The 12,227-nt window shown below is 61.7% G+C and carries 12 protein-coding genes; 5 read left to right on the top strand and 7 right to left on the bottom strand.

Annotation, left to right across the window (positions count from 1 at the left end):
• Positions 1-34: 34 nt before the first annotated feature.
• Complete coding sequence (locus BN1969_RS08300) at positions 35-1,120, top strand: ABC transporter substrate-binding protein (protein WP_050623874.1); 1,086 nt, start codon at positions 35-37, stop codon at positions 1,118-1,120.
• Positions 1,121-1,513: 393 nt separating this feature from the next.
• Here BN1969_RS08300 and BN1969_RS08295 read toward each other — a convergent pair whose 3' ends face one another.
• Positions 1,514-3,607, bottom strand: coding sequence for an LTA synthase family protein (locus tag BN1969_RS08295; RefSeq protein ID WP_147577046.1), 2,094 nt, complete (start codon positions 3,605-3,607; stop codon positions 1,514-1,516).
• A gap of 489 nt (positions 3,608-4,096) precedes the next feature.
• Here BN1969_RS08295 and BN1969_RS08290 point away from each other — a divergent pair, with 489 nt between their 5' ends.
• The 4 genes from BN1969_RS08290 (at position 4,097) to BN1969_RS08275 (ending at position 7,853) form a co-directional block, all read left to right on the top strand.
• Positions 4,097-4,636, top strand: a complete 540-nt coding sequence (locus BN1969_RS08290; RefSeq protein ID WP_050623872.1) for a DUF8052 family protein — start codon at positions 4,097-4,099, stop codon at positions 4,634-4,636.
• Positions 4,637-6,382, top strand: a complete 1,746-nt coding sequence (locus BN1969_RS08285; RefSeq protein WP_050623871.1) for a carbon starvation CstA family protein — start codon at positions 4,637-4,639, stop codon at positions 6,380-6,382.
• A gap of 171 nt (positions 6,383-6,553) precedes the next feature.
• Positions 6,554-7,210, top strand: a complete 657-nt coding sequence (locus BN1969_RS08280; RefSeq protein ID WP_050623870.1) for a lysoplasmalogenase family protein — start codon at positions 6,554-6,556, stop codon at positions 7,208-7,210.
• The gene (locus tag BN1969_RS08275) at positions 7,197-7,853 is read left to right on the top strand and encodes a TIGR01906 family membrane protein (protein WP_050623869.1); all 657 of its coding nucleotides are present in this window, start codon (positions 7,197-7,199) and stop codon (positions 7,851-7,853) included. The genes BN1969_RS08280 and BN1969_RS08275 overlap by 14 nt, the downstream gene beginning before the upstream one ends.
• 65 nt (positions 7,854-7,918) lie before the next feature.
• Here the strand turns inward: BN1969_RS08275 and BN1969_RS08270 are convergent, their stop codons facing one another.
• From BN1969_RS08270 to tsaE, 6 genes are all read right to left on the bottom strand, one after another.
• Positions 7,919-8,797, bottom strand: a complete 879-nt coding sequence (locus tag BN1969_RS08270) for a B12-binding domain-containing radical SAM protein (protein ID WP_050623868.1) — start codon at positions 8,795-8,797, stop codon at positions 7,919-7,921.
• A 3-nt stretch (positions 8,798-8,800) separates the two neighbouring features.
• On the bottom strand, positions 8,801-9,868 hold the full coding sequence (gene hisC / locus BN1969_RS08265; protein ID WP_050623867.1) for a histidinol-phosphate transaminase: 1,068 nt from the start codon (positions 9,866-9,868) through the stop codon (positions 8,801-8,803).
• The gene (locus BN1969_RS08260) at positions 9,865-10,107 is read right to left on the bottom strand and encodes a DUF951 domain-containing protein (protein ID WP_050625440.1); all 243 of its coding nucleotides are present in this window, start codon (positions 10,105-10,107) and stop codon (positions 9,865-9,867) included. Before BN1969_RS08260 ends, hisC begins: the two co-directional genes overlap by 4 nt.
• Before the next feature lie 203 nt (positions 10,108-10,310).
• Positions 10,311-10,946, bottom strand: a complete 636-nt coding sequence (gene upp, locus BN1969_RS08255; protein WP_050623866.1) for a uracil phosphoribosyltransferase — start codon at positions 10,944-10,946, stop codon at positions 10,311-10,313.
• Between the two features lie 17 nt (positions 10,947-10,963).
• Complete coding sequence (gene tsaB, locus BN1969_RS08250; protein WP_050623865.1) at positions 10,964-11,674, bottom strand: tRNA (adenosine(37)-N6)-threonylcarbamoyltransferase complex dimerization subunit type 1 TsaB; 711 nt, start codon at positions 11,672-11,674, stop codon at positions 10,964-10,966.
• Positions 11,675-11,694: 20 nt separating this feature from the next.
• A complete protein-coding gene (gene tsaE, locus BN1969_RS08245) occupies positions 11,695-12,126 on the bottom strand; it encodes a tRNA (adenosine(37)-N6)-threonylcarbamoyltransferase complex ATPase subunit type 1 TsaE (RefSeq protein WP_050623864.1) in 432 nt (143 codons plus the stop codon).
• Between the last annotated feature and the right edge of the window lie 101 nt (positions 12,127-12,227).

Genomic DNA, 12,227 nt, shown 5'->3' with positions numbered 1-12,227 from the left:
ATAGAAAACCATAGAATATTGGAGGAATGATCCATTGAAAAAAGCATTTTCCCTCATTCTTACCCTGTCCCTGTCCGCCGGCCTGCTGGCTGGCTGCTCCGGCTCCGGTACCGAAAAGCGGGTGGTCAACGTGTGCAGCTGGGGTGAATATATTGATGAGAGCCTCATCCAGCAGTTTGAGGAGGCGACCGGGATCGAAGTCAACTACCAGACCTCTCCCAGCAACGAGGAGCTCTACTCCTCTCTCACTCTGGGCGGCACCAGCTACGATGTGATCGTCCCCTCGGACTATATGATCTCCCAGCTCATCGAGGAGGACATGCTCCAGCCTCTGGACTACGACAAGATCCCCAACTTTTCCAAAATCGCCGACCGGTTCAAGAACCTGTCCTATGACCCGGAGAATCTCTATACGGTCCCCTACACCTGGGGCACCCTGGGCATCATCTACAACAGCACCATGGTGGACCAGCCCATCACCAGCTGGGACGCCATGTTTGACCCCCAGTATGCCGACCAGGTCCTGATGATCAACAACTCCCGGGATGCCCTGGGCATCGCACTGATGGATCTGGGCTACTCCGTCAACACCGACAGCGAGGAGGAGCTGCGGGCCGCCTACGATCTGCTTGCTGAGGCCAAGAAGGCCGGTGTGTATCAGGCATGGGTCATGGACGAGGTCTTCGACAAGATGGAGGCCGGCGAGGCCGCCGTGGCCACCTACTATGCCGGCGACTACCTGAGCATGCTGGAGAACAATGAGGACCTGGTCTACGTGGTCCCCGAGGAGGGCTCCAACTGGTTCGTGGATGCCATGTGTATCCTTAAGAACGCAGAGAATGTGGATGAGGCTCATGAGTGGATCAACTTCATGGCTTCCACCGATGCCAGCCTGAAAAATATGGACTATATCTGGTACGCCTCCCCCAATCAGGAGGCCCTGGATTCCTATCCCGACTACTACGAGGAGACCTATGGCGAACCCCTGGACATGGAGCGCTATGAGATCATGGCTGCCCCCCAGGAGGTTCTGGACCGCTGCGAGGCCTATCTGGTGCGCCCGGTAGACACCCGCACCCTCTACAACGACCTGTGGACCGATTTGGGCATTCTCTCCTGAGCTCAGCTCCCTTCAAAAAAACCATTGGACCCAGCCGGAAGGCTGGGTCCTTTTTCTTCCATAGCAATTTACAATTCGTTCACGCTTTGTCTCAAATTTCTTGATGTTTTTCCCTCCTGGTATGGTATTCTATGGGTGGTCGGAGCGATCCGGCTTTCCCCTTCCAGAATCCACGGAGGGCTCCATCCCCTCCCAACCCCGAGTATGCGGCCCGTTCTCCCCGGGCTGCGTCTCACCTCCGGCGCACGGCGGTGCGCCCACTGTCTCCCGCACGGACAACAGCCTGCCCGGGAGACAGACCAAAGACTCTCCGGCCCCCATCTATGGTCCGGTTCCCATCATACAAAATGCCCGGCCCGCTCAACGCATTGAGTGGGCCGGGCATTTTGGGATTCAGTCCAGCCAGCCGGAGTCCGGCTGGGGCTCCCGATGGGCACTGAACAGGGAGCCTTCCTCCCTGGGCGGCCCGTTCAGGGCCACCCGGTAGTAGTCGTGGTCCAGGATCATGGCCGAATAGGCCACCCGGTTCTGCACTTCGGCGATCTGGCTCTGCACATACGCCTCGTCCGGCGGGGAGCCGTCCCAGGACCGGAACTCATCCAGCACTGAGTTGTATGCCCCCTCCTCTGTCAGGAAGCTGTAATTCGAGAAGATCACCAACCCGGGCTCGTCAGACAGGATATCCCGCCCCGCCATCAGCCGCGAGTCATACTCCAGGCCGAACAGGTTAGCCAGGGTGGGCATTACATCCAGGCTGGAGCAAAGCTTCTCCACCCGCACCGGCTCCTCCATCTGGGCGTTCCACAGAATCAGGGTGTTCTGGAATATCTCAAAGTTGGGGTCCACTTGACGGCCCAGCAGCTCACTGTACTCCTCGTCGGTCAGTCCGTAGGGGTAGTGGTCGCCTGAAAGGACGATGACGGTGTCATCCAGCCTGCCCGCCTCCTCCAGCTGGGTGAGCAGGCTCTCCATGGCCAGTTCCAGCTCCATCTGACAGGCCAGATATGCCTTGGGCCCCTCGCTGTACGGCAGGCCAGCCACCTCGTCCCAGTGCCTGCGGGACATGGCGTTCTCCTCATAGGTGTAGTTCAGATGGCCGCTCACCGTCAGGCAGTAGACCATAAACTGCTCCTCGTCCACGAACATGGGAACGATCTCTTCCATCATCTCCAGGTCAGAGGGAGGCCAGATCTCTTCCAGTTCTAACCCGTGCCCCAGGGCATAGTACTCATAGCCCATGTTGGGGAAGGACTTATCCCGGTCATAGTAGGTATAGAGGTAGTCGTGGAAGGCCATCGTCCGGTAGCCCAGCTGGCTGAACTGGTTTCCAAAACCGAAGGGCATGTAATTTCCTGCGGACTGGGAGTAGCTCCACACCCCGGACTTTGGGATGAGCCCCGTGGTGGTGGTGTACTCCCCATCCGAGGTGGACACCCCCCACAGAGGGGTGTAGAAGTGGTCAAACACAAAGCCAGAGTGGGCCATCTCATAGAGCACAGGAGTGCGCTCCGGGTCCATGGCCAGGGTACAGAACCCCTCTGCCACGATCCAGATCAAATTCTTTCCTTGAAAATAGCCCGTCCACTCATTTTTTGCTGTGGGCACCTGCTGGGAAAAATAGGTGTGCATCTGGAGCAGGTCCTCGTCTGTCTCCTCCGCTATCAGCCGGTCGAAATCGATGTCCAAGATGTGATAGTCCGCGGAGAGATACTCCGCGGACTCCACCTCTACCGGCTCACTGGCCGGCCGGTAGAGGTGGAGCGCCTGCCCCTTCCGGAGGCTCTGGTCCTCCGGGGTGATCCCGAAGAGCACTCTGCGCAGCTCCAGCTGGTTCTGGGTCAGCATCCCAAAGTTCTGCACCTCCAGTTCCGGCACCGCCGCCTGGAGATAGATGAAGCGCAGGGACATGGAGCCCCCGCCGCAGCACATCACGATGCCCATGGCAGCCAGCTGGACCACCGCCGCCAGCAGGGCCCACCGTACCCCCATCCTTCTGGACATGGGGCCCTCCTCCGGGATCAGACGCCGGCGGAAGACCACCGCCAGTCCGAAGGGGACCGCCATCATGGCGATGGGGAACCAGTTGAGCAGGATCTCCCCAACCGCCATGTCTCCGAAAGCACCGGCCACCATCCCCATCTTAGTCAGGGAGAAAGCTGTGAGGAAGGTCTTGAACAGGTGATAATAGATGCTCTGGGCTCCCATCCACACGGAGAGCAGCAGGGTCATTGCCGGCAGCAGCACCCGCCCCTTTCGTGGGGCGACCCCGCCGCACAGCAGTCCCAGCAGGATCGCGATGGGCAGGGTGAACAACAGGGTGAACAGCGCCCCCACCGGCGTGACGGCGTGGAAACAAAACAGCTTCAAAAACAGTTCTTCATAGTAGATGACCCCAGCAAAAAACAGGGACGGGACCAGCAGCCGCCGCCAACGGCTCCATCTGTTCTCCCCCGCCGGGCCTATAGCAGTCATTCTTTCCCAACTCATGTAGACAACCTCCGCTCGCGGGACTCACTTTTGGGAAGAGCGCCCTGTCCGTCTCCGCGCCTCCCCCTCTCTCCGGGGGCCGGCGCGGCCTGGCGCATGATTTCCCATTGTACTCAATCCCGCACCCGCTGTCAAATCCCCGGAACGTCTCCCCTCTCCCCACGCCCTCCATATTTCCCCTATAAAAAACGGCGGTAATCCTGCACAGCGCTGTCCCTTTTTTTCTTTTTTCTCCCATCCCGCGGTTTTCTGCACAATTTCTTCTCCTTCTTCTTTATTTTTTTGTTTATTCTATCTTAATCAAAAGAATTTGATGGAGGATCTTCATTTCTTTCCTCCCTTTTTGAAGAATTTCCTTGCAAAATATGTGGAAATCTGTTATCATGATTTTAACATTTTATTCATAATTTTGGGGTTTATTTGGGCGGGAGCGGGAATCGGTTTCCGCTTCTGTTCTGCCTATGGCGCCCCATGGAAATGAGGTCCCCTGTGTCTGAACTGCGCGATACCCTCCTCGCCCGCCTCTCGGAGGCATACACAGCCTATTTTGACGTAGAGCCCGTCCAAGACGGTTCCCCCCTGAAAGCACTGTGCGCCTATCACTCCCGCGGCTCTCAGTACGTACTGATCAAAAAGGCGGAGCTGTGGGCGGCGGAGACCCACGAATACCTCTACCTATACTCCCTCCCCCGGCTGGACTTCACCAGCCTGGTGGAGCTTCAGGCCCGCACGCTGGAGGACGGGATGCCACGCATCCGCCCCCATTCCCAGCATATGTGCACCTATCTGTCGGCCGTGGTCCTGTGTGATCAGGCCGACCCGGACGCTCTGGCCCAGCTTCAAAAGCTGAAGAAGCACCGGGACTTTAAGCTATCGCTCCATGGATGGATGGAGTTTCGTATAGCAGCGGTGGACCTGTCCACCGGCGACATCGCCACGAACCGCAGCGGCAAAGATCTGGGGAAGAGCCTGAGTGGTCTTGTGGCCCGCGAGATCCAGAAATTTAAGTTAAGGAGAGGAGAAACTTAAATGAATGCAGTGTTAGTTCTTTCCATTGGCATTGTCATTCTGATCGTAGGTTACATCTTCTACGGCGGATGGCTTGCCAAGCAGTGGGGCGTGGATGACTCCCGGCCCACCCCTGCCCATGAGCTGGAGGACGGCATGGACTATGTCCCCGCCAAGGCTCCGGTGCTGATGGGCCACCACTTTTCGTCTATCGCCGGCGCCGGCCCCATCAACGGCCCCATCCAGGCCGCCGTATTCGGCTGGATGCCTGTGGTGCTGTGGGTGCTGATCGGCGGCATCTTTTTCGGCGCCGTCCATGACTACGGTGCCCTGTTCGCTTCCATCCGCCACAAGGGCCAGTCCATCGGCGAAGTGGTCGCCCTGAACATCGGCGACCGTGCCAAGAAGCTGTTCCTGATCTTTTCCTACCTGACCCTGGTGCTGGTGGTGGCCGCTTTCGCCTCCATCGTGGCCAGCACCTTCCAGGCCACCTATGTGGACGGCGTGCTGGACACCGCCGCCTCTGCCACTAACGCGTCCGTGGCCATGATCTCCCTGCTGTTCATTGTCATGGCCGTCCTGTTCGGCTTCTTTGTCTACCGCCGCGGGGCCTCCCTGGCAGTGGCCACCATTGCCGGCTGCGTGGGCATCGTGATCTGCCTGCTCATCGGCCTGAACTGGCACCCCATCTATCTGTCCAACTCCGTGTGGATGTGGATCATCGGCGCCTACATTCTGGTGGCCTCTGTGGCTCCCGTGTGGATCCTGCTCCAGCCCCGTGATTATCTGTCCTCCTTCCTGCTGTACGCCATGATGGCCATCGCCGCTGTGGGCGTCATCGGGGCCGGTCTCACTGGTGCGGACGCTGCCCACATGGATATGCCCGCCTTCACCGGCTTCTATGACAACTTGGCGCCCACCGGCACCTCCCTGGGCTATGTCTTCCCCGCCCTGTTCGTTACCATCGCCTGCGGCGCCATCTCCGGCTTCCACTCCCTGGTGGGCTCCGGCACCACCGCCAAGCAGCTGGATCACGAGCGGGACGCCAAGCCCATCGCCTACGGCGGCATGCTCATCGAGTGTGCGCTGGCCCTGGTCTCCCTGTGTGCTGTGTCCTTCATCTGGACCGAGTACGCCTCCGGCGAGATCGTCACCCCCACCCAGGTGTTTGCCACCGGCATTTCCCGCATGATCGCCTCCATCCCCGGTCTGGCGGGCACACAGGCCACCGTCAGCTCCCTGTTGGTGCTGACCGTATCTGTCTTCTGCCTGACCTCCCTGGATACTGCCACCCGTCTGGCCCGCTACATGTTCCAGGAGTTCTGGCTGAAGCCCGGCCAGACCTATAAGGAGGCCACCGGCTTCAAGGCCATCCTCACCAACCCCGTGGTCGCCACCGCCATCACCGTGGTGCTGGGCGTGGGTCTGGGCATGACCGGCTACTCCAAGATCTGGCCCCTGTTCGGCGCCGCCAACCAGCTGCTGGCCGCTCTGGCCCTGCTGGCCGTCTGTGCCTGGCTGGGCAACATCGGCAAGAACAACAAGATGTTCTACATCCCCATGATCTTCATGCTGATCGTCACCCTGACTTCCCTGGCTCAGACCATCAGCACTCAGGTGGGCAAGATCACCGCCGGCGCTGCCACCGACTGGGCCCCCTATGCGCAGGCCATCCTGGGCGTGCTGCTGTTCATCCTGGCTATCGTGCTGGCTGTTGAGGGCTGCATGACCATCTTCGGCAAGAAGAAAAACACCGCCGCGAAGTAACCTTCCATCCTGCTTCACGACATCAGCAAGGACCGCAGTGCCTTTTCCGGGCGCTGCGGTCCTCTTCTGTTGACAAGGATTGTATTTTTTTCTCATTCGTGCTACACTGAACGGGACAGCCTTTGCGGAAGGGAGGAGAACATTCTGATTGAGCGGCTCTGCCGGTGGAGCGTGCCGGCTTTTTTGCTGCTGGAGGGGGCGCTCTACCTCTCCTTCCTGGCCCTGGACCTGCTCTCTACTGGTCCTCTGAGCACCGCCCTGAAGTATGCCGCCCTGCTGCTGTGCCTGCTCATGGCCCTGGCGGGGGCTTCCCGGGGCGGAGACCGCCTGGTGGCCGCCGCGCTGGCCATGACCGCAGCGGCCGACCTCTTCCTGCTGGTGCTGGACCGCTGGTACCTCCTGGGCATCCTCCTCTTTTACGGGGTCCAGGTTGCGTATATGGTCCGCATCTGTAAGGCCAACGGAGGCCATGCCCTGCTCATTCCCAGGTTCCTTCTGTTCTCCCTGCTTCTGGTGGCCCTGTACCAGCTGGAGCTCTTCACACCGGAGACCGCAGCCGCGGCCCTCTACTTCTCCCACTTCCTCTTCAACGCCCTGCTGAGCCTGTCTCTGCGGGACGCCGGGGGCCGCCTCTTCTCCCTGGGACTGCTCCTCTACCTCATGTGCGACATGCTGGTCGCAGTCTCTCAGTTCCCCAGCCTCTTCCCTGCCCCCCTCTCTTCCGTGGCCCAGGTAGGGATGTGGCTCTTCTACCTCCCCGGGCAGGTGCTCATCGTCCTGTCCGGTCTGGTCATCCCTTCGGGAGGTGTCCCTGATGAAACAGAGTAAGATCCTGTCCGTCCTGCTGGCCGTCCTTATGGCCTGCCTCGTGCTCTCCTCCTCTGTGGCGGTCCCCATCCTCTGCCGCCCTTTCTATTACGCCCATATCGGCCCTCTGGGGCTGGTCCAGGCTACCGGCCTGACAGAGGAGGCGATCCGCCAGGCCTATGACGAGATGCTGGACTTTTGCCTGGGCGCCCCGGAGTTCTCCACCGGCGCGCTGTCCTGGTCACAGTCCGGCCGGGACCATTTTGCCGATGTGCGGGTCCTCTTCCTGCTGGATCTGGCCGTGCTGGCCTTGTCTGCCGCCCTCCTGCTCCTCTGGTTCCTGCTGGGCCGGCGGATGGGCCTGGTGCCCCGCCCCCTTCTGGGCCGGGGCCCCGGCTTCTGGGCTGCCGCGGGGCTGGGCATCGTCTTCGCCGTGGTGGGCCTGCTGGCCTCCCTGGACTTTGAGCGGGCTTTTGTGGTATTCCACGCCCTGTTCTTCCCGGGGAAGGACAACTGGCTCTTCGACCCGGCGGTGGACCAGATCATCCTGATCCTGCCGGAGGTCTTTTTCCGCAACTGCGCTCTGCTCATCGGGGGGCTGATCCTGCTCTGGTGCGCCATCCTTATCGGGACGGACCTGTGGCTGGGACGCCGCCGCCGCTGAACCGATAAAGACCGCCCCGCCGGAACCAAAGGCTCCGGCGGGGCGGTCTTCACTTTCGGGACATCTCAGATCCCCCGATTCAGGGTCTTGCGCAGGCGGATCTTGCCTTCCAGCGCCTGGTCGATCAGGGAGAGGAACTTCTCCCGGTCCTCCGGCAGCCCCCCCTTCAGGGGCAGGTAGTTGGAGGCGTGGTTGCTGGTGAAGTGGAGGGGGTCCACATCCAGGTGCTCCAGCAGAAGGTGGCACTCCTCCAGGATCTGGTCCGGGGTACACACCTGAAAGCGCCCGGCCAGCACGTCCTCCCCCAGCGGGGTGCCCGCCGCAGGGGCAAAAGTCATGGCTGAGAGGTGGCGGGGCTTCATTTTGTTGATGATGCCGGCGGTGGACAGGACGTGCTCCTCCCAGTCGCCCCCCTGGCCGGTGAGGCCCAGGATGACGATCGCCCACAGGTCGATGCCCGCCGCCACCAGGTTCTGGCCCGCCTGGAGCATCTCCGCGGCGGTGCAGCCCTTTTGGATGGCCTGGAGCACTGCGTCGCTGCCGCTCTCCACCCCCAGATAGGCCCGGGTCAGTCCGGCCTCCCGCAGGGCGCGCAGTTCCTCCGGTGTCTTGCTCAGGGTGCTCCTGGGGCCGGCGTAGGTGGTCACCTTCTGGAGCTTAGGGAAGGCAGCATACAGCTTCTCCAGGATCTGGAGCAGCTGCTCCGTCCTCATCACAATGGCATCCCCGTCCATGAGGAAGACCCGCTCCACATTGGGCCCGTAGTAGCTGCGGGCCATGTCGATGTCCTCCAGGATCTCCTCCACCGGGCGGACCCGAAACTTCTTCTCCTTGTACATGGCACAGAAGGTGCATTTGTTGTGGGAACACCCGATGGTGCACTGGAGCAGATAGCTGCGCCACTCCCCTGGGGGACGGTACAGCAGGTCACTGTCGTATCGCATGGGTCACTGTCCTTTCAAAATCTCTTCCATAGCCCGGCACATGGCCTCCATCTCCTCGTCTGTCCCGATGGACACCCGCAGATGGTCCTGTATCCTGGGGCGTTCAAACCGGCGCACCAGCACGCCCCGGTCCCGCAGCCCCTGCTGGAGCACCCGCCCGGAGTGGTCCGGGTGGGCGATGAACAGGAAATTGGAGCTGGAGTCATGGACCTGGAAGCCCATCTCCCGCAGCCTGTGGGTGACCCACGTCCGGGTCGCCATGATCTTGCCCCGGGTCTCCTCAAAATATGCCGTGTCCCGCACGGCCGCCTCCCCTGCCGCCTGGGCCAGCCGGTCCAGGGGGTAGGAGTTGAAGGAGTTCTTCACGCAGTTCACCCCATCGATCAGGTCCTGGCTGCCCAGGGCGTAGCCGATCCGCATCCCCGCCAGGGACCGGGACTTGGACATGGTGCGGACCACCAGCAGGTTGGGATACTGGTCGATGAGCTCCACAGCGGACTGGGCCCCGAAGTCGGCGTAGGCCTCGTCTACCAGCACCGCCGCTGCCGGGTTGTCCTCCACGATCCGCCGGATGTCAGACAGAGGCAGGGCCCGGCCCGTGGGTGCGTTGGGGTTGCAGATCACCGCGCCGCCGTTCCCCCTCAGAAAGCGCTCCACCGGCAGGGTGAAGTCCTCGTTGAGGGGGATCTCCTCATAGTCCAGCCCGAACAGCTCGGTATAGACCGGATAGAAGCTGTATGTGATGTCTGGGAACACCACCTTCCGCCCGGGGCTGAACAGGGCGTAAAAGCACAGCCCCAGCACCTCGTCTGAGCCGTTGCCGCAGAACACCTGCTCCGGCTCCACGCCATAGTGCTCCGCCAGCGCCCCCCGCAGCGCGGCAGACTCCGGATCAGGATAGAGCCGCAGGCGCTGATCCGCCTCCCGCCGGATGGCCTCCAGCACCCGGGGAGAAGGGGGGTAGGGGTTCTCGTTGGTGTTCAGCTTGATGAACGTCCGGTCCTTGGGCTGCTCCCCGGGGGTGTAGGGCACCAGTCCCTGAATCCGGCTGCTCCAGTATCGTTGATTCATGCCTCTTCCCCTCCTCCTTGGCCGCCCTTTGCCGGGCGCGCCTCCAGTTTGACCTCCGTGCCGTCCCGATACACCTTTCGGACACTTTTCTCCGCCTTGTTCCGGGGAAGCATCACCTCGTGTCCGCAGCCCAGACAGCGCATCCGAAAATCCATGCCCACCCGGAGGACCAGCCACTCCTGGCTTCCACAGGGGTGAGCCTTCTTCATTTTCAGCACATCTCCCACATGGATGTCCATCACATGCTCCTCCATTCCGGCCTCTCTCTGGCTCGGGCCGCTTCCTTTTGCAGTTTTTTACTATTATAGAGGAATTCCGCGCCCCTGTCAAATCCTCCCTCGCCGTCTCCCTTTCATCCCCAGCACCCCAGAAAATGACAACAGTGCAGAGGCGGCGGACCCTTCCTGCCAGAGGGGCCCGCCGCCTTGCCTGTATCCGATACTTATTTAGTGCCGAAAATTCGGTCGCCCGCGTCGCCCAGGCCGGGGACGATATAGCCGTGGTCATTGAGCTTCTCGTCCACCGCGGCCACATAGATGTCCACATCGGGATGGGCGGTACGCACTGCCTGGATGCCCTCAGGGGCGGCCAGGATGTTCATCAGCTTGATGCTCCTGCACTCATAGTTTTTCAGGAACTGGATGGCCGCCACGGCGGAGCCGCCGGTAGCCAGCATGGGATCCAGGACGATGACGTCCCGCTCGGCGATGTCGTGAGGCATCTTGCAGTAATACTCCACCGGTGCCAGGGTCTCCGGGTCCCGGTACAGGCCGATGTGCCCCACCTTGGCGGAGGGGATCAGCGTCAGGATGCCGTCCACCATGCCCAGCCCGGCCCGCAGGATGGGAACAATGGCCAGCTTCTTCCCCGTCAGGCACTTGAAGGTGCCGGTGGCCACGGGAGTCTTGATCTCCACATCCTCCAGAGGCAGATCACGGGTAGCCTCATAACACTCCAGTGTAGCGATCTCGGACACGATCTCCCGGAACTCCTTCACACCGGTGCGCTCGTCCCGCAGGATACTCAGCTTGTGCTGGAGCAGCGGGTGATCCAAAACATGGACTTTGCTGTCAAACATCTGAAACGCTCCCCTTTTTATTTTGATTTAGCTTCCCGCTCCAGCCGCTCCCGCTCCGCCTGAGACAGGCGGCAGTACACGGGGGCCAGCTCCTCTCCGGAGACCAGTCCGCCTGAACGGACCAGCTCCAGCGCCGCGCGGGCCACACCCCAGGCGCTCTGCATCCGCAGATGCTCCGGGGCCATTTTCAGGGTGATACCCTGCTCTGTTAAAGTATTATAGCACAGCCTGGCCCCGTCTCCAACTACAATTTTCTCTTTTTCCACCTTTTTCAGCTCTTCCCCCAGCTGGTCCAGGCCGATGGCCCGGTCGGGCGTCAGCCGCTGGAGGCCCTCCCCTGCGGCCAGGAAGAGGGCGTTGTACACCTGGCTGCGCCGGGCATCCATGGCGCACACGATGACCCGCCCCTCCAGGTGGGCCAAAGGCCAGGCCATGGACTCCAGGGTGGAGCAGGGGGCGCAGGGCTTGTCCTCCGGCCAGGCCAGCCCCTTCGCGGTAGCCACGCCGATGCGCAGCCCGGTGAAGGAGCCGGGGCCGGCCGCCACGGCGATTACCTCCACCTCCTTCAGGGACGCGCCGCAGTTCTTCAGCATGCTGTCCACCAGGGGCAGCAGGGTCCGGCTGTGGGTCAGCCCGCTGTTCTGCCAGCTCTGGGCCAGCAGGGTCCCGTCCTGGCACAGGGCGGCGGAACAGGCCGCCGCCGAGGTCTCAAGGGCCAGTATTTTCATCGTCGATCTCCCCTCTCTGCTCAAAATCCGGCGGGGACAGGCTCCACCGAGATCACCCGCCTGCTCTCCTCCCCGCCCCGGCGGATGTCCACCCGGACAGTGTCCCGCTCCAGCGCGTCCGCCACATTCTCGCTCCACTCCACGGCGCACACGCCGCCCCGGGCCAGGTAGTCCTCCCAGCCGATGTCGAACAGCTCGTCGGAGGAGGTCAGGCGGTACATGTCGAAGTGGAACAACGGCAGCCGCCCCCCTTCATACTCGTTGACAATGGCAAAGGTGGGACTGGTCACCCGATCCCCGATCCCCAGCCCCCGGGCGATGCCCCGGGTGAATGCGGTCTTGCCCGCCCCCAGGTCCCCGGTAAAGGCCACTACATCCCCCGGGGACAGGGTCCGCCCCAGCCGTTCTCCCAGCTCCTCCGTCTCCTCGGGGCTGTTGGTCACAAATTCCATGCTCGCTCCTCTCCCCGCGGACATCGCGGCTCCACGTTCTCGCCTCCGATTATAACACAGGTCCCCCACGCTTTTCCAGTGATGTTTCCGCCGTCCTCATG

The sequence above is a fragment of the Clostridium phoceensis genome (genome assembly GCF_001244495.1).
Lineage (GTDB): Bacteria > Bacillota > Clostridia > Oscillospirales > Oscillospiraceae > Lawsonibacter > Lawsonibacter asaccharolyticus.
The sequence above is the reverse complement of the archived record's forward strand: the minus strand, read 5'-3'. Positions and strand labels throughout refer to the sequence as shown.

Coding starts and splice junctions, on each gene's coding strand:
- BN1969_RS08275 (WP_050623869.1), top strand. CDS start 7,197: ATGAAACAGAGTAAGATCCTGTCCGTCCTGCTGGCCGTCCTTATGGCC.
- upp (WP_050623866.1), bottom strand. CDS start 10,946: ATGTTTGACAGCAAAGTCCATGTTTTGGATCACCCGCTGCTCCAGCAC.
- tsaB (WP_050623865.1), bottom strand. CDS start 11,674: ATGAAAATACTGGCCCTTGAGACCTCGGCGGCGGCCTGTTCCGCCGCC.
- BN1969_RS08285 (WP_050623871.1), top strand. CDS start 4,637: ATGAATGCAGTGTTAGTTCTTTCCATTGGCATTGTCATTCTGATCGTA.
- hisC (WP_050623867.1), bottom strand. CDS start 9,868: ATGAATCAACGATACTGGAGCAGCCGGATTCAGGGACTGGTGCCCTAC.
- BN1969_RS08270 (WP_050623868.1), bottom strand. CDS start 8,797: ATGCGATACGACAGTGACCTGCTGTACCGTCCCCCAGGGGAGTGGCGC.
- tsaE (WP_050623864.1), bottom strand. CDS start 12,126: ATGGAATTTGTGACCAACAGCCCCGAGGAGACGGAGGAGCTGGGAGAA.
- BN1969_RS08295 (WP_147577046.1), bottom strand. CDS start 3,607: ATGAGTTGGGAAAGAATGACTGCTATAGGCCCGGCGGGGGAGAACAGA.
- BN1969_RS08260 (WP_050625440.1), bottom strand. CDS start 10,107: ATGGACATCCATGTGGGAGATGTGCTGAAAATGAAGAAGGCTCACCCC.